The sequence below is a fragment of the Pseudomonas sp. B21-059 genome (assembly GCF_026016285.1).
Lineage (GTDB): Bacteria > Pseudomonadota > Gammaproteobacteria > Pseudomonadales > Pseudomonadaceae > Aquipseudomonas > Aquipseudomonas danubii.
Map to the genome: position 1 here is coordinate 5,711,834 of NZ_CP087201.1, position 24,540 is coordinate 5,736,373.

The following is a 24,540-nucleotide window of genomic DNA, read 5'->3' on the forward strand; positions in this document are numbered from 1 at the left end:
AGCCTGCACATGGGGGACAGATTTTTTCTCCGCTGTCTTTCTCTATCCACGGCGGTGTTCCAGTATGAGCAGCCCCCGTGGAGGGGTTCACGCTGAAAAGGATCTGAGCATGTTCAAATTCGCAGGAATCTCCCTGGCCCTGGCGGCCGCAGCCCTGAGCACGAGCGTCATGGCCGATGTTGAGGTCGATCTGGGCAGTCCGCAACGTGTCACCCAACTCTTCGCCTACCCCAACAACTGCAACGTGATCTGCTATCGCAACTGGACCCTGGAGCAGACGGTGGAGCACTACCTGACCCAGAGCGTGCAGCGCGATGGCTACAGCGCGGCCAAGGTCAGCGTGAAAACCGCCAACGACAAGGTTGTCGCCTCCATCAGCGGCGTGCCCGAGGGCTACGACAAGCCGTTGAGCGCCCTGCTCGATGCCGGCGACCTGGCCTATAAAGGCGCCAGCCAGCTCAATGCCGATGGCAAATGGGCCTACAGCTGGTACCTGTTCCTGCCTCTGGGCATGGCCCTGGAAAACCGCAAGAGCGTCGAGCTGCTGCACTTCCCGCCGGACTATTCATTGACCCAGGCCCAGGACTATCTGGAGTCGGCCACCACCGACCGCTGGGCCACCCTGCTCACCGTCAACGGCATTGCCGCAGAGCAAACGCCGGCGTACCAGACCATTGTCGATATCGCACCGATCGCCGCGCCATCGAGTGCCGGCAAGGACCTGGAAGGGGTCTACAGCTACTTCAACAACTACCAGACCACCATGGTCAAGCAGGTCAGCCAGAACGCCAGCGGCGCGGCCCTGCCGATGGTGGCTTTCGGTGCGCCCGTGCGTAACTGGCTCAAGCAGCAATATGGGGTCACGGTGAATGTGCTGGGCCTGGCGCAGATCAGCCCCAGCGAAGGCGTGAAGGTGCCGGTACTGGGCTCCAACCACCCGAGCTACATCTGGTACGCGGCGGACCCGGACAACTATGACAACGACGAGGCCAAGGCCGACGCCGCAGGGCTGAAAGTCATGGGACAGGATTTGAGTGCGGCCTGCTGGCAGGCCGGTATGGGCAGCAAGCCGGGGACGGACCCGAGCACCCTGCTCAGCAGTTGCACCCAGACCTGGCAGGTGACACAAAAAGAGCAGACCTGCGAGTTGTTCTACACCTCGGTACGCAAGCTGACCGAGCAACAGGCCGCGGCCAAGTGCAGCAGCGCACCGGTCACGACCCAGCTCAAGCAGCTCAAGGCACCGGCACCGGCGCCAAGCACCGAGGTGCCGCACCTCTGAAGTCCGCCGCTGGCCGCTGCGCCTTCACGCAGCGGCCAGCCCGCATTCAGACGGCGCCGAGGGGACGCAGGCGATATTGCGGTGGCAGTTGTTCGAAACCGCTGATGGTCGTGTCCAGGCTCTTCCAGCGACCGTCCTTGATCCCGTAGATGCAACCGTGGATCGACAGGCTCTGCCCGCGATGCCAAGCGTTCTGCACGATGCTGGTATGGCCGACGTTGGCCACTTGCTGGATCACGTTCAGTTCGCACAGGCGGTCGACTTGTTCTTCTTCCGTGGCCAGTTGTGCCAGCGCCTCGCGGTGCTCGTAGTACAGGTCACGAATCGAACGCAGCCAGCCATCGATCAGGCCAAACTGGCGATCCTGCATCGAGGCGCGCACGCCGCCGCAACCATAGTGGCCGGTGACCAGGATGTGTTTGACCTTGAGTACATCCACCGCGTACTGGATCACCGACAGGCAATTGAGGTCGGTGTGCAGCACGACGTTGGCCACGTTACGGTGCACAAACAGGTCGCCCGGCAACATGCCGACGATCTCGTTGGCTGGCACCCGGGCGTCCGAGCAGCCGATCCACAGGTACTCCGGAGTCTGCTGGCGGGCCAGCTTGGAGAAGAATTCCGGATCTTCCTGCTTGATCGCTTCGGCCCAACGCGCGTTGTTATCAATCAGATCTTGTAGTTCGTTCATGCTGTGAAGCCTCAAGAATGATGCGCAGCTTTGACAGACGAGTGTCTGTCGAGGTCACGCCAATAACGGCAGATACCGGTTATCCCTGCCGGGGAATCTTCACCGGGGCTGTGGGTCCACCCTGCAAGCCCCTAAAAGTATGAGCAATCGCCATGACCGAATCACGACGCCCCTTCAACGCGCCCCAGCCCGAGCCGATCGACGATGATCAGGATCGCATGGGGTCCATGGAAGAACTGCATTTCGATGACGACGAACCCGGCGCCCTAAGCAGCACCGGCCTCACCAGCGACGGTTCCAGCGACGACGACCTGAGCCCGGAAACCCTGATCCGCGAGGATGGGGCCCGTTCTGCCCGGGAAATCGGCGCCGATAAACCGGCGGACTGGGATCTGAGTATTGTCGATGCCACGGACATTGGGGGTGGCAGTGGTCTGGATGAAGCCGAACTGGCGCGCCGCGACCCGCTGGACGGCAAACCCTGAGCTCGGCGCCACATTTAATGACGCCCTCTCCCGCAGGAGCCGGCTTGCCGGCGAAGAGGCCCTCAAGCCATACATCGCCGCGAATGGCGCCTTCGCTGGCAAGCCAGCTCCTACAGCAGGCAGCGTGCGATTAAAGGCTCAGTCGACCAGGGTACAGGCCATCACCAGGGCGTCTTCGCGGCCACCTACTGCCGGGTAATAGTCGCGGCGGCGCCCGACTTCATTGAAGCCATAACGCTCGTAAAGCCGATAAGCGGTCTGGTTGCTGGAACGCACTTCGAGGAAACATTCGCGCGCGTCCTTTTGGTAGGCGCGCTTCATCAGCTCTTCCAGCAGCCGCAGGCCCAGGCCGCGGCCCTGGCTTTCCGGCTTGACGGTGATATTCAGCAGATGCGCCTCGTCAATGATCACCTGGATCACCCCGTGGCCCACCTGCTGGCTGCCTTCGAACATCAGCCAGACTTCGTAGGACTTGAAGGCATCCATGAAAATGCCCCGGGTCCAGGGGTGACTGAACGCGGCATATTCGATTTTCAGGATGGCATCCAGGTCCGCCTCGGTGGCCAGGCGGAAGGTCAACGCGTCACTCATTGGTCATTGTGCTCATCAGTGCTTTTCCAGCGCGTCATCAATCGACGCATGGCTTGCCAGACATCAGCCTTACGCTGTGGCTCTTCCATTAATAGTTCCAGGCCGGGCAAGGCCCAGGCCGAACCCAGGCCTTCGACCTGCAGTTCACGGTTGTAGGATTCAGCGTTGGCTTCCCCGGCGAAACGTACGGCCGGCAGACCGATCAGCCACAGGCAGACGCAGGGCTCTTCTTCGATTCGCACGCCGACAAAGGCCTGGACGAAGTCCCGGGCGGCTTCCGGCCCTTGGTCGAGGTTGCCCCGGGTCAGCATCGGCCAGCGCACCGGCTCGGCGAGGATCTGCGGGCTGTCCGGCAGGCCGGCGGCGCGCAGCATGTCCTTGAGCAGCAAGTAGGCCGGGTCGCGGCTCTGGAAGGCTTCGCCTGTGGGTAACTCCACCAGCAGCAGGCAACGGCCGGCCCGCAACAGCTGCAGGGCGAAGCGCGGCGGAGGAACCACCGGCGCCTTGACCACCGGAGCCGGGGCTTCTTCGCCCTCGGCCACTGGCTTGCTGGCTGACTTTGCAGGCGTGGTGGAAGGACGCGGCACCTCGATCTTCGGCCGCTCGACGGTCCTTGCAGCCGCCGCCGGGGCCTTGGCCTCGACCACAGGGGCAGGCGGCGCCTGCACCTCGGGTTCCGGCAAGGCCAGCAATTCAGGACGCGAAGGGGCGGCAAAGGGCAATTCGCTGCGCGGCAGCCAACTGACCACCTGCATGGCGGACAGATAAGCGCGACGACGGGACTCGATAAGCAAAGGTCGGCCACTTGTGGATAACTGAGGTGGGGGATTCTACCGTCCTTCGTCAAAGATCGCCTGCTGTTGATTGCGCGCAAAAGCGACAGTCCGTCTCATACCTGGACCTGGGGGTGAATCGTCGGCCCCCTGATGCAGTACAATCGCCGCTTTTCATTGCCAACCAGCCGGCCATTCCGATGATCGAACCCAAGCGCGTCTTGCGCGCCCTCGCCGAACACTGGGCACTTCTGGAGCCGCTGTGCGAGCACTTCGACCAAGGCACCCTGAGTCTTGCCGAACTGCGTTCACAGCTGTCTGCCCAACAACTGGACAGTACGCCCCAGGACATCACCCACCTGCTGGACGTATGGATACGCCTGGACATCCTGGTCCCGGTGGCGAAAAGCCCGAACCGTTTCGAGCTCAATGCGCAGATCCACGACTTCCTCGCCTACCTGCGCCGTGAACACCGCCTGGGCCTGTGCCTGGAGATCGAAGCCTACCTGCGTCACCTGGAGCGCCTGGCCGGTTACATCCAGGACGCCTTCGACGTACGCGACGGCAACGACCTGGCGCGCCAGTTGCGGCTGCTGGACATGCGCGTGCGCGATGTCCTGAAGAAACTCGCCAACGACGAACAGGCCCTGGTGGCCGTGGCAGAGCGGGCCAAGACCAGCGACCGGCAGATTCCCCTGCGCCAGCGCTACGCCGAGGTGCTGGCCACCTGGGACGAATACGTCGAGCCAATGATTCAGTTGGTGAACGCCGACGGCGCCTTCGAACAGGGCGTGCGCAAGGTGGAGAACGTCCTGCTGCGCCTGCTCACCGAGCAACAGCGCCTGGGCCATCTGGTGGACGACGACATGCTGTTGCGCACCCACGCGCGCATCCTGGAAATGCAGACCAGCGCCCAGTTGACCCTGCGTCACGCCCGGGAGCTGCTGCTGCCGTTGCGTGAGGAAGCCCGCCGCCACAACGCCGTGACCCGCGGCGCCGCCCTGGCCCTGGCGGCCATCCGCCGCAAGGGCATCGACGCGGTGCCCCAGGCGGCGATGCCGATGTTCACCCGTCCGCAGAGCACCTTCCTCGGCAGCTCCGGCCAGGTGGAAGCCTATGTCTACGCCCTGGCCCGCTTCGAGCCCAAGCCGGCGCGTTTCCCCAAGGCCCACAAGACCCACAAGGGCCTGGCTCCCAAGGCGCCGCGCACGGTTCGGGAAATGCTCGAGCGCTGCGAAGACGCCCTGCCGATGCCAGACCTGATGAGCTGGCTGCTGGACCAGGAACCGGATGGCGCCACCGACGAATTGCTGTACTGGTTCTCCCGCCTGTCACGGGAAAAACGTTTCAAGCGCGAGCGACTAGAACGCCGCGACTACCACACCCAGGAGCACCAGGTCAGCCTGCGCTCCTTCGCCCTGCTCTCGGCCCGCGATGACACCGCCGAGCATTCTGCGAGCAACGCCCATGCATCTTGATCTTTCCGAACTGTCCCAGCTGGCGCCGATCTTCCGCGAGCTGTTCAAGGGTTACCACGTCAGCCGCCGCGACCCGGAGCTGTACGCGCAATTGTCGAACTTCCAGGACCAGTACCGCACGCTGTTCAAGGCCCTGGGCTTCGAACTGGTGTGCGACACCCGCGGCTTCTACTACTTTGTCCCCGACAACGCCGCCGCCCAGGTGAACAAGACCGCCCAGCGCCTGGCGCTGTTCACTTTCATCCTGGTGGAGCATCTGGCCGACCAGGGCCGCGACCCGATTGCCGTGCTCGATGGCGGTAGCCTCGGCCGTGACGAACTGCCGTCCTTGCTGGAGAAATACCGCGACCTGTTCATCCAGGCCGAAGTACAGACCCAGGAAGAGCTGGAAGAGAAAATCATGCGCCGCATGACCCAGCTGGGTTTTGCCGCGGAGGAACCGGGGATCTACCGCTTCCTGCCGCCAATGCACCGCTTCCTCGACGTTTGCCTGTCGGTGCAGCAGGACCGCGACCTGGCCGCCAGCCTGCACAGCGTGCTGCCGTTGCCGACCCCGGTGCTGGTGGACAACGACAGCGACGAGAAACTGCTGCAGACCGATGACCCGCTGGACCTGAGCGAATTCGACGAGTCCGAAGAAAGTGAAGAAGACGCGCTGGCCCGGGCCATCGCCGAAGAACAGGAGCTCGACGCATGAGCAAGGAACGCTACGGCATCCGCCGCTTTGCCCTACTGAACACCGCCGGCTACAGCTTGGGCCTGTTCCCCCTGGAAGAGCCGCTGTCGGTCTACGGGGCCAACAACCTGGGCAAGTCGGCGTCGATCAACGCCCTGCAATTCCCGATCCTGGCACGCATGTCGGACATGAGCTTCGGCAAGTACAGCCTGGAACAATCCCGGCGCTTCTACTTCGCCTCCGACACCAGTTACATCCTGGTGGAAGTCTCACTGCCCCACGGCCCTCATGTGATTGGCGTGGTCGGGCGCGGCCCGGGCGGCGGTTTCGGCCACCAGTTCTTCGCCTACGCCGGCCAGCTGGACCTGGCGCATTACCAGAAGGACGACACCTGCCTGCGGCAGAAAGAGTTGTTCACCAACCTGGAACGCCAGGGCCTGAAGGCCTACGAACTCAAGCCAGATGAACTGCGGCGCCTGCTGGTGGGCGGCCATACGTCGATCCCCCTGGACCTGACCCTGATCCCGCTGCGCTCGACCAGCGAGCAGAGCCTGAAGACCTTCCGCGCGCTGTTCATCAACCTGCTGCACATGCGCGAGATCACCGCAGCCAAGCTCAAGCAGCTGTTCCTCGATGCCTTCGAGCACAGCCTGCGCTCCGGCAGCGTCGACTACATCGCCGCCTGCGACGAAGCCTTCCGCGATGTGCGGCGCATGGAGCAGGACTACAACTCCCTGGTGGCCGCGGGCCCTCTGGTGGAAGCCCTGGCCAACGGCGTGAAGCAGCGGGACATTCTGCGGGGCAAGCTGCATCGCCTGTCGCCTCTGCTGGATTCGCTGCTGGGCACTTGGTCGGACTACGCCGGCGCGCGCAAGGAAGAGCTGACCATCCAGGCCGAGCACTACCGTAATGAGCAGGACGCGCTGCAAAACGACCAACGCAGCAGCACCCAGGAAATGATGCGCCTGGAACGGGAAATCACCGGCACCCAGCGTTGGCTCGGCGAGCTGTCGGTGCTCAAGCACCGCTTCGCCCTGGTGGATGACGTCAAGGTCCTGGAACAGCAACTGCTGGCAGCCAAGGATGCCCACGATGAACTGGCCGGCGCCCTGGCCCAGTCCCGGCAGTTCTCCGCTGAAGATTTGGAAGAACGCCTGCGGGATCTGGAAAAGCGCCTGAAGTCGGTCAAGCAGCAACTCGATCACGCTGACAACAACAGCTATGCACGCCTGCGCGAGGAGTTCTCCCAGCAGGACGTGGAGCGCCTGATGCGCCTGTTCAACAGCGCGCTGTTCAGCCTGCCCCTGGGCGAGCACGGCATCGCCCTGGACGACAACGGCGAGTGGGTGAAGTCGGTGGAGCTGATCCTCGATGGCTTCAAGGGCGAGCGTTTCGAAGTGCCGGGGTTGACCATCGACATCTCCCACATCGAGCCGCCAGCCCTGCAGGCCCTGGCCGACCGCGCCGCCCTGCGGGATCAGAAAGAGCGCCTGGAAAAAGAACTCAAGCAGCTCAAGACCCAGGCCGCCGTGGCTGCCGACCGCGCCGCGAGCAAGACCCAGACCGAAGCCCTGTACCAGCAGGTGCTGGATGCGCAGAAGGCCCTGGAAGACTTCCGCCGTGCCCAGACCCTGAGCGCCGAGGAAGGCGAGAAGCTGGAACAGCTGGCGCAGATGGAAGCGGCCCAGGACGAACTCAAGCGTTCCAGCGATGCCTTCACCGAACGCGTCCAGCAACTGTCGGCCAAGTTGCAACTGGTGGGCCGGCAGATCGCCGACATGGAAGCCAAGCAGCGCACTCTGGATGACGCCCTGCGTCGCCGTCAGCTGCTGCCGGCAGACCTGCCGTTCGGCACGCCGTTCATGGACCCGGTGGACGACTCCATGGACAACCTGCTGCCACTGCTCAATGACTACCAGGACAGCTGGCAGGGTCTGCAACGGGTCGACGGGCAGATCGAGGCGCTGTATGCCCAAGTGCGCCTCAAGGGCGTGGCCAAGTTCGACAGCGAAGATGACGTCGAGCGCCGCCTGCAGTTGCTGATCAACGCCTATGCGCACCGTACCGACGAAGCCTTGACCCTTGGCAAGGCACGCCGCGCCGCGGTGACCGATATCGCCCGGACCCTGCGCAATATCCGCAGTGACTACGACAGCCTGGAACACCAGCTGGCGCTGTTCAACCGCGAGATCAACAAACGCCAGGTGTCCAACCTGCAGAGCTTCCGCATCGTCCTGGCGCCGAACAAGGAAGCCCTCAAGCACATCGACCAGATCATCCACAGCGCCGGCCAGTACGAGGAAGGCGAGACCCTGTCGGTGTTCGACCTGAGCCAGAGCGCCGAGCAGGACAACAAGAACGAAGAGGCCAAGGAGTACCTGGCGCGGTTGGTAGCCGCCAACCACAACCAGTTGGGCCTGAAGGACTTGTTCGAACTGGCGTTCGAGATCACCAAGGTCAACGGCCAGCCGGTGATCCACACCGACATCGATGGCGCGGCGTCCAACGGCACCACCATGACCATCAAGGCGCTGACCAACATGTACCTGTTGCTGCACTTGATGGACCGCGACCAGGCCGGGCGCATTCGTCTGCCCTATTACCTCGACGAGGCAGCGGACATCGACGAACGCAACCAGGCGGCGCTGCTGGAAACCAGCCTGCAGCTGGGCTTCGTGCCGATCCTGGCCAGTGTGAAGCCGCAGGTGTCGGCCCAGGTCGCCATCGACCTGGAAGGCGGCAGCGGACCGAACGGCATCTACATCGACGAGGCGGACTGGAAGTTCATCCGTCGTCACGATCAGGTCAAGGCGACGCTGAACGTGGAACCCGAAGCCGAGGCAGAAGCGCAACTGGACGAAGTCTGATTTCGTAACGCTGCAACGAAAAAGGCCGCGCTCTTGGGAGCGCGGCCTTTTTTATTGGATAGCTTTTGTAGGAGCTGGCTTGCCAGCGAAGGCGTCCTCTAGAAGAACGCAGGACTTGAGCGCCTCTTCGCCGGCAAGCCGGCTCCTACAACAGGGTTACTTACCCAGGGGGATCTTGGGAGCCCAGGTCAGCCATTCATCCTCGAACTTGTCGAACAGCGGGAAGGTCTGCTGGGGACGGGCCGGGTTGCCCATGCGTTCGCCATCCGGGGTGGCGAAGGCAATGCCACCCTGGATCAGGGTTTCCAGGGATTCGGTGCGCACTGTGGCGCCCTTGAACAGGCCAAAGTCCACACCAAATCCGCTGCTGTTCCAGAAGCGCGTGCCACCACGAATCAACGGCGCGTATTTGGGTTCGATGAGGATATGGATCAGTACCCGGTCGGCGGTCTGTCCCAGTTCGTAGCCGGTGACCTTGCCCACGGTCACTTCCCGGTAAGTCACTGGGACACCCACCTTCAGCGAACCACGGCGAGCAGCACTCAGCACCAGGCTCAGACCCGCTTCCTGGGAGCTGGCTTCCGGTGGCTGCGGCAAGGCGACAAAGCTGGTTTGCACGCCCTGGTTCTTCGCCGCGGGCTGAACCTCGATGTATTGACCGGTCACCAGGGTTTCCAGGTTCGAGGTCTTCATCAGCCCCAATTCCGGCTTGACCACCCAGAACTGGCTGCCGACCCGGGCAATACGTTCCGGCACTTCGGTGATCCGCGCCTTGAGCATTACCGATTGCAGGTCGGCGCTGAGGGTCACTTCTTCCAGTTTGCCCACATCCAGGCCCTTGAAGCGCACCGGCGTTCCGGCACGCAGCCCATCGGCGCGATCGACCTTGATGTTGACCAGGGTGCCGCGCTGCGCCGCCTCTTCCTGGTTGGCGAACAGACGGAACCGCGGAATGCGCTTTTTCAGCTGCACGTTGGGCAGCGGCGTCTCGAAGGCGATGCCGCCGGCCATCAGGCTTTGCAGCGACTCACTCTTGATCTGGATACCGCCAGTGAGGCCGCCCGTAAGGGTAATGCCACTGACGTTCCAGAAGCGCGTCGAGCCGTTGACCAGCCCCTCGTATTCTTTCTCGATATGAACACCGATCACCACTTGCTTGCGGGTGTGGGAGAACTGGTAGCTCTGCACCGAGCCGACCTTGACCTGTTTGTAGAGAATCGGACTGCCCACCTCCAGGGAGCCGAGATTGTCGGTAAAGAGCACCATGTGCAGGCCAGGTGCTCGCAGGTCCAGGGGCGGGGCCTTGGCCCGCGCCTCGAACTCGCGCTGGGGGGCGGCGCCCTTGTCACCGGGGCGAATGGCGATGTAGTTGCCTTTCACCAAGGCCTCGAGCCCCGTGATACCCGCCAGGGAGATCGAGGGTTTGACCGTCCAGAACTGAGTGCCCTGGACCAGATAGTCCTCGGCCAGTGGGTCGAGGGTCAGCTCGGCGGTGGCACTAGTCAGGTCGGAGTCGACCTTCAGGGCTTTCAGGCTGCCCACCTGGATGCCTTTGTACATCACAGGCGTGCGCCCAGCCTGCAGGCCTTCGAAATCGGTGAGTTTGACCTTGACCCGGATGCCCGCCTGGGCGGCATCGAAATCTTCGTATAGGCGGAACGGCAGGCTCGGGTCGGTGGGCGGGCTGTCCCTGCGATTTTCCGGAGTGGCGAACGCGATACCGCCGGCCACTATGCTGGACAGGGACTCACTGCGCACTTTTACCCCGGACAGATTGGCGTCGATGCTGATGCCGCTGGCGTTCCAGAAGCGCGTGTGTTTGCGCACCAGATTGGCGTAGGTCGGTTCGATGTAGACCTTGAGCTCGACTGTGTTCTGATCCTCGGAAAGCAGGAAGCTCTTGATCTGTCCGACCTGGATTTGTTTGTAGAAGACCGGACTGCCGCGGCTCAACGACCCCAGGCGTTCGGCCTTGATGGTCAGGTGCAGACCAGGCTTGGCATCCGATAACGGTGGTTCTTCGGCCAGGGCCTTGAACTTGCGCGTGGGTTCTCCTTCTCCGGGATTGACCGCGATGTAATTGCCTGAGACCAGGGTTTCCAGACCGGTGATCCCGGCCAGGCTGACACTAGGCTTGACCAGCCAGAAGCGGGTGTTGGTCTTCAGGTACTGTTCGACATCCTTGTTCATTTCGACCGTGGCAATCACCCCCTTGGAGTTGCCCTCATCGTCCAGAGCCAGAGTCTTGACCTTACCCACAGGCATGCCTTTGTAGACCACTTCGGTCTTGTTGGCCTGTATTCCTTCGCCGCTTTCAAAGCGCAACTGGATCTCGATACCGGTCTGGCTGTAGGCACGCCAACCCAGCCAGCCACCGATGATCAAGGCAATCAGGGGCAGCACCCAGATGGCCGACCAGTTGGAGGCCGGGCGGGTTTTGGCGGTAGGCAAATCACTCATGGTCGTCGTCCGACTCCGTGTTATCCCAGATCAGTCGGGGATCAAAAGTTACTGCGGCCAGCATGGTCAGGATCACCACGCTGGCAAAGGCGACCGCACCGAGATTGGCCTCGATACTGGCCAGCCGGCCAAAGTTGACCACCGCCACCAGAATGGCGATGACGAAAATATCCAGCATCGACCAACGACCGATGAACTCGATAAAGCGGTACATGATAATCCGTTGCCGCGCTGACAGTGGCTGGTGACGCTGCACCGAGAACAGCAACAGGGCAATGCCCACCAGTTTGAAGGTAGGCACCAGAATACTGGCGACAAACACCACGGCGGCGATGGGGAACATTCCATGCTGCACCAGCTGGATGACCCCGGACATGATGGTGCTCGGGTCGCCCTGGCCCAGCGAGCTGACGGTCATGATCGGCAGGACATTGGCGGGTATATAGAGAATGGCGGCGGTAAGCAGCAGGGCCCAGGTACGCAGGATGCTGTTGGGACGCCGTGGGTGTACCAAAGCTCCGCAACGAGTGCAGGTCTGCCCGTCACTGTCGGCCTCCTGCCGGTTCAATTCATGGCATTCGGTACAAATCAGAATGCCTGCATCAATCGCCCGCATGTATGTCTTCTCCCGATAGCGCCTGCCAGACCTGATGAGGCGACATCACCACTTCCAGCCAGACCTGCACCAACAACAGACTGATGAAACACACCAGCCCCAGGCCTACGGTGATGGAGGCCATGTCGGCCAACTTGACGATGGCCACCAGTACGCCCATCAAGTAGACCTCGAGCATGCCCCAATCGCGCAAATGGTGATAAATGCGATAGAGCAGCAAACCGTAACTACGGCCGATGTTCCAGCGGATACTTAGAAGCACCAAAAGTTGGCAAATCAACTTGAGCAATGGAATGCCCATGCTGCACAGGAATACCACCAGCGCTACGCCTTCCATGCCGGTATCGAACAGGCCTTGTACCCCACTCCAGACCGTATCTTCGGAAGACTGTCCCAATAGATTGAGCTGCATGATGGGTAGAAAGTTCGCCGGCACGTAGAGCAATAAGGCGGCGATTACCAGAGCCAGGCTGCGTTCGACCACATTGTGCCGATGGGCATACAGCTCATAGCCACAACGCGGGCACTGGGCTTTCTCGCCAAGGGCGAGCGTTGGCTTGCGCATCAGCAGGTCGCACTCATGGCAGGCAACCAGGTCGTCCAGTGGTAGTTCTGACAACCCGGGGGCGTCAACCGGATCTGGCATAGAGGGCTCTGGAAGTGGAGAAAGTAGCGGCTATTCTAGTGTTCCAATTCGAAAATAACTGTGCAATTTTGTTTGCGAATAAGAGCAATTTTTCTTCGCGCAAAAACAAAACCCCAATTGCTTTCGCAATTGGGGTTTCGGAATTTAATCTTGACGATGACCTACTCTCACATGGGGAAACCCCACACTACCATCGGCGATGCATCGTTTCACTTCTGAGTTCGGGATGGGATCAGGTGGTTCCAACGCTCTATGGTCGTCAAGAAATTCGGTAGCCAGTCCGTTGCTGATGCAACGTGCCAGCGAATGGGTATGTAATAGATTTGTGTGTTGTGCAAACTTTCGGTTTGTTGCGTCTTCACACACCGCAATCTGGTCTCTTTCGAGTTCGCAAATTGCTTGGGTGTTATATGGTCAAGCCTCACGGGCAATTAGTATTGGTTAGCTCAACGCCTCACAGCGCTTACACACCCAACCTATCAACGTCGTAGTCTTCGACGGCCCTTTAGGGGATTCAAGATCCCAGTGAGATCTCATCTTGAGGCAAGTTTCCCGCTTAGATGCTTTCAGCGGTTATCTTTTCCGAACATAGCTACCCGGCAATGCCACTGGCGTGACAACCGGAACACCAGAGGTTCGTCCACTCCGGTCCTCTCGTACTAGGAGCAGCCCCTCTCAAATCTCAAACGTCCACGGCAGATAGGGACCGAACTGTCTCACGACGTTCTAAACCCAGCTCGCGTACCACTTTAAATGGCGAACAGCCATACCCTTGGGACCGGCTTCAGCCCCAGGATGTGATGAGCCGACATCGAGGTGCCAAACACCGCCGTCGATATGAACTCTTGGGCGGTATCAGCCTGTTATCCCCGGAGTACCTTTTATCCGTTGAGCGATGGCCCTTCCATACAGAACCACCGGATCACTAAGACCTACTTTCGTACCTGCTCGACGTGTCTGTCTCGCAGTCAAGCGCGCTTTTGCCTTTATACTCTACGACCGATTTCCGACCGGTCTGAGCGCACCTTCGTACTCCTCCGTTACTCTTTAGGAGGAGACCGCCCCAGTCAAACTACCCACCATACACTGTCCTCGATCCGGATAACGGACCTGAGTTAGAACCTCAAAGTTGCCAGGGTGGTATTTCAAGGATGGCTCCACGCAAACTGGCGTTCACGCTTCAAAGCCTCCCACCTATCCTACACAAGCAAATTCAAAGTCCAGTGCAAAGCTATAGTAAAGGTTCACGGGGTCTTTCCGTCTAGCCGCGGATACACTGCATCTTCACAGCGATTTCAATTTCACTGAGTCTCGGGTGGAGACAGCGCCGCCATCGTTACGCCATTCGTGCAGGTCGGAACTTACCCGACAAGGAATTTCGCTACCTTAGGACCGTTATAGTTACGGCCGCCGTTTACCGGGGCTTCGATCAAGAGCTTCGCGTTAGCTAACCCCATCAATTAACCTTCCGGCACCGGGCAGGCGTCACACCCTATACGTCCACTTTCGTGTTTGCAGAGTGCTGTGTTTTTAATAAACAGTCGCAGCGGCCTGGTATCTTCGACCGGCATGAGCTTACGGAGCAAGTCCTTCACCCTCACCGGCGCACCTTCTCCCGAAGTTACGGTGCCATTTTGCCTAGTTCCTTCACCCGAGTTCTCTCAAGCGCCTTGGTATTCTCTACCCAACCACCTGTGTCGGTTTGGGGTACGGTTCCTAGTTATCTGAAGCTTAGAAGCTTTTCTTGGAAGCATGGCATCAACCACTTCGTCACCTAAAAGGTAACTCGTCATCAGCTCTCGGCCTTAGAACCCCGGATTTACCTAAGATTCCAGCCTACCACCTTAAACTTGGACAACCAACGCCAAGCTGGCCTAGCCTTCTCCGTCCCTCCATCGCAATAACTAGAAGTACAGGAATATTAACCTGTTTTCCATCGACTACGCTTTTCAGCCTCGCCTTAGGGACCGACTAACCCTGCGTCGATTAACGTTGCGCAGGAAACCTTGGTCTTTCGGCGTGGGTGTTTTTCACACCCATTGTCGTTACTCATGTCAGCATTCGCACTTCTGATACCTCCAGCAAGCTTCTCAACTCACCTTCACAGGCTTACAGAACGCTCCTCTACCGCATCACTTACGTGATACCCGTAGCTTCGGTGTATGGTTTGAGCCCCGTTACATCTTCCGCGCAGGCCGACTCGACTAGTGAGCTATTACGCTTTCTTTAAAGGGTGGCTGCTTCTAAGCCAACCTCCTAGCTGTCTAAGCCTTCCCACATCGTTTCCCACTTAACCATAACTTTGGGACCTTAGCTGACGGTCTGGGTTGTTTCCCTTTTCACGACGGACGTTAGCACCCGCCGTGTGTCTCCCATGCTCGGCACTTGTAGGTATTCGGAGTTTGCATCGGTTTGGTAAGTCGGGATGACCCCCTAGCCGAAACAGTGCTCTACCCCCTACAGTGATACATGAGGCGCTACCTAAATAGCTTTCGAGGAGAACCAGCTATCTCCGAGCTTGATTAGCCTTTCACTCCGATCCACAGGTCATCCGCTAACTTTTCAACGGTAGTCGGTTCGGTCCTCCAGTCAGTGTTACCTAACCTTCAACCTGCCCATGGATAGATCGCCCGGTTTCGGGTCTATTCCCAGCGACTAGACGCCCTATTAAGACTCGCTTTCGCTACGCCTCCCCTATTCGGTTAAGCTCGCCACTGAAAATAAGTCGCTGACCCATTATACAAAAGGTACGCAGTCACAGAACAAAGTCTGCTCCCACTGCTTGTACGCATACGGTTTCAGGATCTATTTCACTCCCCTCTCCGGGGTTCTTTTCGCCTTTCCCTCACGGTACTAGTTCACTATCGGTCAGTCAGTAGTATTTAGCCTTGGAGGATGGTCCCCCCATATTCAGACAAGGTTTCTCGTGCCCCGTCCTACTCGATTTCATGACTAAGAGATTTTCGCGTACAGGGCTATCACCCACTATGGCCGCACTTTCCAGAGCGTTCCGCTAATCTCAAAGCCACTTAAGGGCTAGTCCCCGTTCGCTCGCCACTACTAAGGGAATCTCGGTTGATTTCTTTTCCTCAGGGTACTTAGATGTTTCAGTTCCCCTGGTTCGCCTCTTGCACCTATGTATTCAGTACAAGATAACCATCTTATGATGGCTGGGTTCCCCCATTCAGAGATCTCCGGATCAAAGTCTGTTTGCCGACTCCCCGAAGCTTATCGCAGGCTACCACGTCTTTCATCGCCTCTGACTGCCAAGGCATCCACCGTATGCGCTTCTTCACTTGACCATATAACCCCAAGCAATCTGGTTATACTATGAAGACGACATTCGCCGAAAATTTGCAATTTAACTCACAAATTTTACCTTAGCCTGATCCGTTACCAGTGAAAGTAACGTTCAGTCTATCTTTCTATCACATACCCAAATTTTTAAAGAACGATCTAATCAAAAGACTAGAAATCAACATTCAAGCAGAATGCTCATTTCTAAGCTTTCAGAAGCAGTTTATGGTGGAGCCAAGCGGGATCGAACCGCTGACCTCCTGCGTGCAAGGCAGGCGCTCTCCCAGCTGAGCTATGGCCCCATAACAAAATTGGTGGGTCTGGGCAGATTCGAACTGCCGACCTCACCCTTATCAGGGGTGCGCTCTAACCAACTGAGCTACAGACCCAATTTCGAGCTTGTAACTGTTAGCTTGGAGCTATCAGCTTGGAGCTTAAAGCTGCTTCTATCGTCTTCTTCAATGAATCAAGCAATTCGTGTGGGAGCTTATGAAGCAGCTGATGTCGTCGATTAAGGAGGTGATCCAGCCGCAGGTTCCCCTACGGCTACCTTGTTACGACTTCACCCCAGTCATGAATCACACCGTGGTAACCGTCCTCCCGAAGGTTAGACTAGCTACTTCTGGTGCAACCCACTCCCATGGTGTGACGGGCGGTGTGTACAAGGCCCGGGAACGTATTCACCGCGACATTCTGATTCGCGATTACTAGCGATTCCGACTTCACGCAGTCGAGTTGCAGACTGCGATCCGGACTACGATCGGTTTTATGGGATTAGCTCCACCTCGCGGCTTGGCAACCCTTTGTACCGACCATTGTAGCACGTGTGTAGCCCAGGCCGTAAGGGCCATGATGACTTGACGTCATCCCCACCTTCCTCCGGTTTGTCACCGGCAGTCTCCTTAGAGTGCCCACCATAACGTGCTGGTAACTAAGGACAAGGGTTGCGCTCGTTACGGGACTTAACCCAACATCTCACGACACGAGCTGACGACAGCCATGCAGCACCTGTCTCAATGTTCCCGAAGGCACCAATCTATCTCTAGAAAGTTCATTGGATGTCAAGGCCTGGTAAGGTTCTTCGCGTTGCTTCGAATTAAACCACATGCTCCACCGCTTGTGCGGGCCCCCGTCAATTCATTTGAGTTTTAACCTTGCGGCCGTACTCCCCAGGCGGTCAACTTAATGCGTTAGCTGCGCCACTAAGAGCTCAAGGCTCCCAACGGCTAGTTGACATCGTTTACGGCGTGGACTACCAGGGTATCTAATCCTGTTTGCTCCCCACGCTTTCGCACCTCAGTGTCAGTATCAGTCCAGGTGGTCGCCTTCGCCACTGGTGTTCCTTCCTATATCTACGCATTTCACCGCTACACAGGAAATTCCACCACCCTCTACCATACTCTAGCTTGCCAGTTTTGGATGCAGTTCCCAGGTTGAGCCCGGGGCTTTCACATCCAACTTAACAAACCACCTACGCGCGCTTTACGCCCAGTAATTCCGATTAACGCTTGCACCCTCTGTATTACCGCGGCTGCTGGCACAGAGTTAGCCGGTGCTTATTCTGTCGGTAACGTCAAAACAATCACGTATTAGGTAACTGCCCTTCCTCCCAACTTAAAGTGCTTTACAATCCGAAGACCTTCTTCACACACGCGGCATGGCTGGATCAGGCTTTCGCCCATTGTCCAATATTCCCCACTGCTGCCTCCCGTAGGAGTCTGGACCGTGTCTCAGTTCCAGTGTGACTGATCATCCTCTCAGACCAGTTACGGATCGTCGCCTTGGTGAGCCATTACCTCACCAACTAGCTAATCCGACCTAGGCTCATCTAATAGCGTGAGGTCCGAAGATCCCCCACTTTCTCCCGTAGGACGTATGCGGTATTAGCGCCCGTTTCCGGACGTTATCCCCCACTACTAGGCAGATTCCTAGGCATTACTCACCCGTCCGCCGCTCGCCACCAGGTACAAGTACCCGTGCTGCCGCTCGACTTGCATGTGTTAGGCCTGCCGCCAGCGTTCAATCTGAGCCATGATCAAACTCTTCAGTTCAAACATCTTTGGGTTTTGAGAAAACCCTAAACTTGGCTCAGCAATCGTTGGTTACATCTTTGATTTCTCGCGGAGTAACTTGTGATGCTGATAATCTTTTTGACTATCAGTCTGACTCCACAAGCACCCACACGAATTGCTTGATTCAGTTGTTAAAGAGCGGTTGGTTAAGATCTTTCGTCTCAACCGAGGCGCGCATTCTACAGCAGCCTCATTTGCTGTCAAGTGATTTTTTTAAGAAGTTTTCAAAGTTTCCTTTTTAACTTCAACCACTTGCGCTTCCGATCTCTCGTTAGCGGGAGGCGAATTCTACAGCGTTACACGCTGCTGTCAACACCTCTTTTTAACCGCTTTCGACCGAGAGGATCGAATCGTTAATAAGGCGAAAACACACTGCCTTACCAACTGCTTCTGGCATCGATGAACTGAAGCGTAACCGCTGCCGAAAACCGCGTAACTCGTTGAATCTCAAGGAGTTTTCCGTTTCGACTGCGCCGGAATTGGGGCGAATTATAGACCTGTAGAATCTGCCGTCAAGGGTTAATTACGCTTTTGTTGCAGAAGATGCTTTTTTAGCAAGAACCCGAGGAATCCGGCGCATGACTGACGGTACGCGCAACAACAGTAATAACGCACCTATAGATGCATACACCGCCCACTCCTTCAGATCGGCCCGGACAATCCAGAGCATATGCAGCAATCCAAGCCCGAGAATGAAATACACCAACCGATGCAGCTTTTTCCAGCGTGCGCCCAGTCGGCGCTGACTGTAACGATTGGACGTGACCGCCAACAACAATAGAAAGACGAAGCCCAGACTACCGACAAAGATATATGGCCGCTTGCGCAGCTCTACGCCCAACTGCGACCAATCCAAACCGAGAATGAATACGCCGTAGGCACACAAGTGCAACACGACATAGGCGAAACACCACAACCCTAACTGCCTGCGCACCGCTATCCAACCCGCCCACCCAGTAAGACGCTGCAACGGCGTCATACTTAAGGTGATCAACAGCAACACCAGCGTACCCAAGCCCAGACGATCAACCAAAACCTTGCCGGGGTCTGGCCCCAACACCGAAGCCCAGGCCTCATACAGCCAATACAGGGGCCAGACAGCCGCAGCAATAAAGACGACGACACGCCAGAACGAATAACGCATCAGTAATTCTTCCGAAGGTCCATGCCGCTATATAGAGAAGCAACCTCATCCGAGTAGCCGTTGAACATCTGCGTTTCTCTTACGTTAGGACTGAACAGCCCACTCGGCAGACGACGCTCCCGTGCCTGAGTCCACCGAGGATGATCAACAGCCGGGTTCACATTTGCGTAAAAACCATACTCGTTGGCCGCAATGCTCTGCCATGTAGTCTTCGGCTGCTCACTGACCAGGCTGATACGCACAATCGACTTCACACTCTTGAAGCCATACTTCCAAGGCACCACCAGTCGCAGAGGCGCACCATTCTGGTTAGGCAGCTCACGCCCATACATCCCTACCGCAAGAATTGCCAATGGATGCATCGCCTCATCAAGACGCAAGCCTTCGACATAGGGCCAGTCGATCAAGGCAAAACCGGAACGCTGACCCGGCATGCTCTTAGGGTCCTGCAGTGTTTCAAAACGAATGAACTTGGCTTTACTGGTTGGCTCCACCTGCTTGAGCAACGCAGAGATTGGAAAGCCTATCCAGGGAATCACCATCGACCAGGCTTCTACACAGCGAAGTCGATAAATACGCTCCTCCAGCGAGTAGGGCTTCATGAAATCTTCGAGGGTATAGCGTCCAGGCTTGGCGACCTCACCATCAACCACCACACTCCATGGTTCGGTCTTGAGCGCACCCGCGTTGGCCGCCGGATCCCCCTTGTCCGTACCGAACTCATAGAAGTTGTTGTAGTGGGTCGCATCCTTGAAAGGCGTGATCGCCTCTCCCTTGACTGTTACGGCTTGCCACTGGGTGTTGGTCAGCTTGTCAGAAAACCACGCAGGCGCACGGCCAGGCTCTACGTCGGCGTAACGCGCCATATCCTGCGCAACCGCCCAACGTGGCAAACCGGCAAAGGCCATGCCTGCTACCGCACCACCCAGCAAGCTGCGTCGAGAGAGATAAAGAGATTCAGGCGTGACATCCGACTCATTGCAGTCGGACGCTTTGGGGAATTTGAACAACATGGCAACTCCGCAGTATTGGAGGACAGATGTACCAATAGACTGCGGAGTATGGAGGAAATTACATCACTCGGCGCTTTTGCGACGACGCAGGTGCAACAGGTACTGGATAGGACCCGAAGCTGCATAAGCCAGGAACACCAGCAACAGAATACGTGGCGGATCGCTGAACACCACGGCAAACACCAGCACTACTGCCAGAATCGCTACAAAGGGTACCCGCCCTTTCAGATCCAGGTCCTTGAAGCTGTTGTACTTGATATTGCTGACCATCAACATGCCTGCCGCCGCCACCATCAGCGCCACCAGAAACGACATCTTCGAACCCTGGATACCGTAGTCACTGAAAGCCCAGACAATACCCGCCACCACACCCGCCGCCGCAGGGCTGGCCAGGCCAATGAAGTAACGCTTATCAGCAGTTCCCACCTGAGTGTTGAAACGTGCCAGGCGCAGTGCAGCACCCGCCACATAGATAAAGGCGACCATCCAGCCGACCTTACCCATATCGCCAAGAGCCCAACCGAAGGCAAGCAATGCCGGCGCTACGCCAAATGCAACCATATCCGACAGTGAATCGTACTCGGCGCCGAAAGCACTTTGGGTATTGGTCATACGAGCTACACGCCCATCCAAACCGTCAAGGACCATAGCGACAAAGATCGCAATAGCGGCAAAGGCAAAGTACTTGCTTGCCCCCGCCGTGTCCCCAGCACTCAGCGCACTCTGGGCACTCATGGAACTGATAATGGAATAGAACCCCGCGAACAGGTTCGCAGTGGTGAACAGATTCGGCAGAAGATAGATACCACGATGCCGGACTTTACGGCCTTCAGCGTCATGCCCTTCTTCGACATGCTCATCGATCGGTAGCAGGCTTTCGGCGTCAGAGGCCTGGTTTGGCTCTTCGGGACGTTCGCTCATGGACAAATACCTTGCAACGGTGTGAAAAGTTTCGACAGATACCCCAGGGCCGTGATTCGGCCACAAAGGATCCAGCTTTATACCAGAACCTACCCGTCCAAACGAAAAAACGCGGCCTAGGCCGCGTTTTCTCTGACAAGGCTCGAACTTAGTTCTTGGCTTTGTCGACGATTTTGTTAGCACCGATCCACGGCATCATCGAACGAAGTTGCTCACCGATGATTTCGATACCGTGAGCAGCGTTGTTACGACGCTTGGCGGTCATCGATGGGTAACCGGTAGCACCCTCGCTGATGAACATCTTCGCGTACTCACCGTCCTGGATGCGCTTCAGAGCGTTGCGCATGGCCTGGCGAGATTCGGCGTTGATAACTTCTGGACCAGTCACGTACTCGCCGTATTCGGCGTTGTTGGAGATCGAGTAGTTCATGTTGGCGATACCGCCTTCGTACATGAGGTCAACGATCAACTTCAGTTCATGCAAGCATTCGAAGTAGGCCATTTCCGGCGCGTAGCCAGCTTCAACCAGGGTTTCGAAACCGGCTTTGACCAGCTCAACGGTACCGCCACACAGAACAGCCTGCTCGCCGAACAGGTCGGTTTCAGTCTCGTCCTTGAAGGTGGTTTCGATGATGCCGGTACGACCACCGCCTACGCCAGCTGCATAAGACAAGGCTACGTTCTTGGCATTGCCGGAAGCGTCCTGATAGATAGCGATCAGGTCAGGAATACCGCCACCTTTGACGAACTCGGAACGCACGGTGTGGCCTGGAGCCTTCGGCGCGATCATGATCACGTCGAGGTCAGCACGTGGAACGACCTGGTTGTAATGGATCGCGAAGCCGTGGGAGAAGGCCAGGGTGGCGCCCTTCTTGATGTTCGGCTCGATTTCATTCTTGTACAGCTGGGACTGGAACTCGTCCGGGGTCAGGATCATGACCAGGTCGGCGCCGGCAACGGCTGCAGCAACGTCGGTCACTTTCAGGCCATGAGCCTCAGCCTTGGCAACAGTGGCCGAGCCTTTGCGCAGGCCTACAGTCACGTCAACACCGGAGTCTTTCAGGTTGCAAGCTTGAGCGTGGCCCTGGGAACCGTAACCGATGATGGCAACTTTCTTGCCCTGGATGATCGACAGGTCGCAGTCTTTATCGTAGAAAACTTTCATGAATTTCCCCTATATCAGGCCGTTCCGGCCATTCGCTAATTTGAGTTAGATACTCAGTACTTTGTCGCCACGGGCAATCCCGGTGACACCACTGCGTACGGTTTCCAGAATCGACGCGGTGCCGATCGATTGAATGAAACTGTCGAGCTTGTCGCTGGTACCGGTCAATTGAACGGTATACACGCTGGCGCTGACATCAACGATCTGCCCACGGTAAATATCGGTAGTGCGCTTGACCTCGGCGCGCTGTGCACCAGTGGCCTTGATCTTGACCAACATCAGTTCGCGCTCGATGTGAGCACTTTCCGAAAGGTCCACCAGCTTCACCACCTCGATCAACTTGTTCAGGTTCTTGGTGATCTGCTCGATGATCTCATCATGACCAACCGTGGTGAGGGTCAGACGCGACAGGGTCGGGTCTTCAGTCGGTGCCACGGTCAAGCTTTCAATGTTGTAGTTACGCTGAGAGAACAGACCGACTACGCGAGACAACGCGCCCGGTTCGTTTTCCAAAAGCAAGGAAATGATGTGCCGCATGATTAAGTACGCTCCGTCTTGCTCAGCCACATATCGCGCATAGAGCCGTCTTTGATCTGCATCGGATAGACGTGCTCGCTGGTGTCGACCTGGATATCGAGGAATACCAGGCGATCCTTCATGGCGAACGCTTCTTCCATCTTCGGCTTCAGATCCTTCAGATCCGTGATACGCATGCCCACGTGCCCATAGGCCTCAACCAGCTTGACGAAGTCAGGCAGCGACTCCATGTAGGAGTGCGAGTGACGGCTGCCGTAGCTCATGTCCTGCCATTGGCGAACCATGCCCAGCACACCGTTGTTCAGGTTAACGATCTTGACCGGCAGACCGTACTGCAGGCAGGTGGACAGCTCCTGGATATTCATCTGGATACTGCCCTCGCCGGTGACGCAGGCGACATCATTATCCGGAAAGCTCAACTTGACGCCCATGGCTGCCGGGAAACCGAAGCCCATGGTGCCCAGGCCGCCGGAGTTGATCCAGCGATTGGGCTTGTTGAACTTGTAATACTGCGCCGCGAACATCTGGTGCTGGCCCACGTCGGAGGTGACAAAGGCATCGCCCTTGGTCACTTCGCACAGAGTCTCGATCACCGTTTGCGGCTTGATGATGCTGCCGTCGCCCTTGTCGTAAGGGAACAGGCCGCGATCACCACGCCACTCGTCGATCTGCTTCCACCAGCTGGCGACCGTGTCCTTGTTCGGGGTCTCGCCGATTTCCTTGAGCGCCGCGACCATTTCGGTCAGGACACTTTCCACAGGCCCCACGATAGGCACGTCAGCCTTGATGGTCTTGGAGATGGAAGCAGGGTCGATGTCCACATGAATGATCTTGGCGTTCGGGCAGAACTTCGGTGCACCGTTGATAACCCGGTCATCGAAGCGCGCGCCTACTGCAAGAATCACGTCAGCGTGGTGCATGGTCAGGTTGGCCGTGTAGCTGCCGTGCATGCCGAGCATGCCGACGAACTGTCGGTCAGTACCCGGATAGGCGCCCAAGCCCATCAAGGTATTGGTCACTGGCAGATTGAGCATCTTGGCCAGTTCGGTGAGCGGTGCAGAGCCGCCACCAAGGATCACGCCGCCGCCTGCATAAAGCACAGGTCGCTTGGCCGCCAGGAGCATCTCTGCCGCCTTGCGGATTTGCCCGGAATGACCACGGACAGCTGGGCTGTAGGAGCGCAGCTTGGCTTTCTTGGGGAAAACGTATTCGAACTTTTCAGCCGGGTTGGTCATGTCCTTCGGGATATCGACCACTACCGGACCGGGACGACCGGACTGCGCCAGGTAGAAGGCTTTCTTCATGACTTCCGGGATTTCCGAAGCGTGCTTGATCATGAAGCTGTGCTTCACGATCGGCCGGGAGATACCGATCATGTCGGTTTCCTGGAACGCATCGGTACCGACCATGGTGCTAGGCACCTGACCGGAAATAATCACCATTGGAATCGAGTCCATATAGGCGGTGGCAATACCGGTAATGGCATTGGTCGCGCCCGGGCCGGAAGTCACCAGTACCACACCGGCTTTACCGGTGGCACGGGCATAGCCGTCAGCCATATGGGTCGCCGCTTGTTCGTGACGAACCAGGATGTGAGTCACTTCCGGCTCTTTGAACAGGGCATCGTAAACATGAAGGAGAGCACCACCTGGGTACCCGTAGATATATTTGACACCTTCGTCACGCAAAAAGCGGACGAGCATCTCACCGCCAGATAAAAGCTCCACGTTGTTCACCTCTAAAACGCCAGAATACCGCCCTCAAAAGGGAGCGGGTCTTAATAGGTTTACTTCTCAGCAGAGCATGAGCGACGGTGGTCGCCGACT

General features: G+C 57.8%; 17 protein-coding genes, 2 tRNA genes and 3 rRNA genes. 5 read left to right on the forward strand and 17 right to left on the reverse strand.

Features of this window, described 5'->3' with window-relative positions; genetic code table 11:
• The first annotated feature begins 109 nt into the window (after positions 1–109).
• Positions 110–1,282 carry a hypothetical protein gene (locus tag LOY69_RS25345; protein ID WP_102880979.1) on the forward strand — a complete coding sequence of 391 codons (1,173 nt, stop codon included), beginning with the start codon at positions 110–112 and terminating at the stop codon, positions 1,280–1,282.
• A 46-nt stretch (positions 1,283–1,328) separates the two neighbouring features.
• Here the strand turns inward: LOY69_RS25345 and can are convergent, their stop codons facing one another.
• On the reverse strand, positions 1,329–1,973 hold the full coding sequence (can, locus tag LOY69_RS25350; protein ID WP_016963568.1) for a carbonate dehydratase: 645 nt from the start codon (positions 1,971–1,973) through the stop codon (positions 1,329–1,331).
• 152 nt (positions 1,974–2,125) lie between these two features.
• Here can and LOY69_RS25355 point away from each other — a divergent pair, with 152 nt between their 5' ends.
• Complete coding sequence (locus LOY69_RS25355; RefSeq protein WP_047306113.1) at positions 2,126–2,458, forward strand: hypothetical protein; 333 nt, start codon at positions 2,126–2,128, stop codon at positions 2,456–2,458.
• A gap of 138 nt (positions 2,459–2,596) precedes the next feature.
• Here LOY69_RS25355 and rimI read toward each other — a convergent pair whose 3' ends face one another.
• The gene (rimI, locus tag LOY69_RS25360; RefSeq protein ID WP_047285456.1) at positions 2,597–3,049 is read right to left on the reverse strand and encodes a ribosomal protein S18-alanine N-acetyltransferase; all 453 of its coding nucleotides are present in this window, start codon (positions 3,047–3,049) and stop codon (positions 2,597–2,599) included.
• Positions 3,046–3,843 (reverse strand): energy transducer TonB, encoded by a 798-nt coding sequence (locus LOY69_RS25365; protein ID WP_110596293.1) that lies wholly within the window; start codon positions 3,841–3,843, stop codon positions 3,046–3,048. The genes rimI and LOY69_RS25365 overlap by 4 nt, the downstream gene beginning before the upstream one ends.
• Before the next feature lie 179 nt (positions 3,844–4,022).
• On the opposite strand from LOY69_RS25365, the gene mksB reads away from it, so the two are divergent.
• The 3 genes from mksB to mksF are packed head-to-tail and all read left to right on the forward strand — an operon-like array spanning position 4,023 to position 8,843.
• A complete protein-coding gene (gene mksB / locus LOY69_RS25370; protein WP_180988442.1) occupies positions 4,023–5,300 on the forward strand; it encodes an Mks condensin complex protein MksB in 1,278 nt (425 codons plus the stop codon).
• Positions 5,290–5,997, forward strand: coding sequence for an Mks condensin complex protein MksE (gene mksE, locus LOY69_RS25375; RefSeq protein WP_015637041.1), 708 nt, complete (start codon positions 5,290–5,292; stop codon positions 5,995–5,997). Before mksB ends, mksE begins: the two co-directional genes overlap by 11 nt.
• On the forward strand, positions 5,994–8,843 hold the full coding sequence (gene mksF / locus LOY69_RS25380) for an Mks condensin complex protein MksF (RefSeq protein WP_170004429.1): 2,850 nt from the start codon (positions 5,994–5,996) through the stop codon (positions 8,841–8,843). The genes mksE and mksF overlap by 4 nt, the downstream gene beginning before the upstream one ends.
• Before the next feature lie 156 nt (positions 8,844–8,999).
• Here the strand turns inward: mksF and LOY69_RS25385 are convergent, their stop codons facing one another.
• The 14 genes from LOY69_RS25385 to LOY69_RS25450 form a co-directional block, all read right to left on the reverse strand.
• On the reverse strand, positions 9,000–11,303 hold the full coding sequence (locus LOY69_RS25385) for a PqiB family protein (RefSeq protein ID WP_265073761.1): 2,304 nt from the start codon (positions 11,301–11,303) through the stop codon (positions 9,000–9,002).
• A complete protein-coding gene (locus tag LOY69_RS25390; RefSeq protein WP_102860187.1) occupies positions 11,296–11,919 on the reverse strand; it encodes a paraquat-inducible protein A in 624 nt (207 codons plus the stop codon). Before LOY69_RS25390 ends, LOY69_RS25385 begins: the two co-directional genes overlap by 8 nt.
• Positions 11,906–12,565 carry a paraquat-inducible protein A gene (locus LOY69_RS25395; RefSeq protein ID WP_102860186.1) on the reverse strand — a complete coding sequence of 220 codons (660 nt, stop codon included), beginning with the start codon at positions 12,563–12,565 and terminating at the stop codon, positions 11,906–11,908. Before LOY69_RS25395 ends, LOY69_RS25390 begins: the two co-directional genes overlap by 14 nt.
• Positions 12,566–12,713: 148 nt before the next feature.
• Positions 12,714–12,829, reverse strand: a 5S ribosomal RNA gene (rrf, locus tag LOY69_RS25400).
• A gap of 146 nt (positions 12,830–12,975) precedes the next feature.
• Positions 12,976–15,867 (reverse strand): 23S ribosomal RNA (locus tag LOY69_RS25405).
• Between the two features lie 221 nt (positions 15,868–16,088).
• Positions 16,089–16,164, reverse strand: a tRNA-Ala gene (locus LOY69_RS25410).
• 10 nt (positions 16,165–16,174) lie between these two features.
• Positions 16,175–16,251, reverse strand: a tRNA-Ile gene (locus LOY69_RS25415).
• A gap of 123 nt (positions 16,252–16,374) precedes the next feature.
• A 16S ribosomal RNA gene (locus LOY69_RS25420) occupies positions 16,375–17,913 on the reverse strand.
• Together the 16S, 23S and 5S rRNA genes with 2 tRNA genes alongside form the textbook arrangement of a ribosomal RNA operon.
• Positions 17,914–18,457: 544 nt before the next feature.
• Complete coding sequence (gene msrQ, locus LOY69_RS25425; protein ID WP_213665036.1) at positions 18,458–19,078, reverse strand: protein-methionine-sulfoxide reductase heme-binding subunit MsrQ; 621 nt, start codon at positions 19,076–19,078, stop codon at positions 18,458–18,460.
• Positions 19,078–20,091, reverse strand: coding sequence for a protein-methionine-sulfoxide reductase catalytic subunit MsrP (msrP, locus tag LOY69_RS25430; protein ID WP_123390470.1), 1,014 nt, complete (start codon positions 20,089–20,091; stop codon positions 19,078–19,080). The genes msrQ and msrP overlap by 1 nt, the downstream gene beginning before the upstream one ends.
• Before the next feature lie 63 nt (positions 20,092–20,154).
• Positions 20,155–21,012 (reverse strand): CDP-diacylglycerol--serine O-phosphatidyltransferase, encoded by an 858-nt coding sequence (gene pssA, locus LOY69_RS25435; RefSeq protein WP_102865505.1) that lies wholly within the window; start codon positions 21,010–21,012, stop codon positions 20,155–20,157.
• Positions 21,013–21,160: 148 nt separating this feature from the next.
• Complete coding sequence (ilvC, locus tag LOY69_RS25440) at positions 21,161–22,177, reverse strand: ketol-acid reductoisomerase (protein WP_007959661.1); 1,017 nt, start codon at positions 22,175–22,177, stop codon at positions 21,161–21,163.
• A 45-nt stretch (positions 22,178–22,222) separates the two neighbouring features.
• Entirely contained in the window at positions 22,223–22,714 is a 492-nt protein-coding gene (gene ilvN / locus LOY69_RS25445) for an acetolactate synthase small subunit (protein WP_016964842.1), read from the reverse strand.
• Between the two features lie 2 nt (positions 22,715–22,716).
• A complete protein-coding gene (locus LOY69_RS25450) occupies positions 22,717–24,441 on the reverse strand; it encodes an acetolactate synthase 3 large subunit (protein ID WP_042940970.1) in 1,725 nt (574 codons plus the stop codon).
• Positions 24,442–24,540 lie beyond the last annotated feature (99 nt).

What these genes read in the sequence shown, in the direction of transcription:
- msrQ (WP_213665036.1), bottom strand. Translation starts at nt 19,078, where the DNA reads ATGCGTTATTCGTTCTGGCGTGTCGTCGTCTTTATTGCTGCGGCTGTC.
- mksE (WP_015637041.1), top strand. Translation starts at nt 5,290, where the DNA reads ATGCATCTTGATCTTTCCGAACTGTCCCAGCTGGCGCCGATCTTCCGC.
- LOY69_RS25385 (WP_265073761.1), bottom strand. Translation starts at nt 11,303, where the DNA reads ATGAGTGATTTGCCTACCGCCAAAACCCGCCCGGCCTCCAACTGGTCG.
- mksF (WP_170004429.1), top strand. Translation starts at nt 5,994, where the DNA reads ATGAGCAAGGAACGCTACGGCATCCGCCGCTTTGCCCTACTGAACACC.
- mksB (WP_180988442.1), top strand. Translation starts at nt 4,023, where the DNA reads ATGATCGAACCCAAGCGCGTCTTGCGCGCCCTCGCCGAACACTGGGCA.
- LOY69_RS25395 (WP_102860186.1), bottom strand. Translation starts at nt 12,565, where the DNA reads ATGCCAGATCCGGTTGACGCCCCCGGGTTGTCAGAACTACCACTGGAC.
- LOY69_RS25390 (WP_102860187.1), bottom strand. Translation starts at nt 11,919, where the DNA reads ATGCGGGCGATTGATGCAGGCATTCTGATTTGTACCGAATGCCATGAA.
- rimI (WP_047285456.1), bottom strand. Translation starts at nt 3,049, where the DNA reads ATGAGTGACGCGTTGACCTTCCGCCTGGCCACCGAGGCGGACCTGGAT.
- LOY69_RS25345 (WP_102880979.1), top strand. Translation starts at nt 110, where the DNA reads ATGTTCAAATTCGCAGGAATCTCCCTGGCCCTGGCGGCCGCAGCCCTG.
- pssA (WP_102865505.1), bottom strand. Translation starts at nt 21,012, where the DNA reads ATGAGCGAACGTCCCGAAGAGCCAAACCAGGCCTCTGACGCCGAAAGC.
- can (WP_016963568.1), bottom strand. Translation starts at nt 1,973, where the DNA reads ATGAACGAACTACAAGATCTGATTGATAACAACGCGCGTTGGGCCGAA.
- LOY69_RS25355 (WP_047306113.1), top strand. Translation starts at nt 2,126, where the DNA reads ATGACCGAATCACGACGCCCCTTCAACGCGCCCCAGCCCGAGCCGATC.
- msrP (WP_123390470.1), bottom strand. Translation starts at nt 20,091, where the DNA reads ATGTTGTTCAAATTCCCCAAAGCGTCCGACTGCAATGAGTCGGATGTC.
- ilvN (WP_016964842.1), bottom strand. Translation starts at nt 22,714, where the DNA reads ATGCGGCACATCATTTCCTTGCTTTTGGAAAACGAACCGGGCGCGTTG.
- ilvC (WP_007959661.1), bottom strand. Translation starts at nt 22,177, where the DNA reads ATGAAAGTTTTCTACGATAAAGACTGCGACCTGTCGATCATCCAGGGC.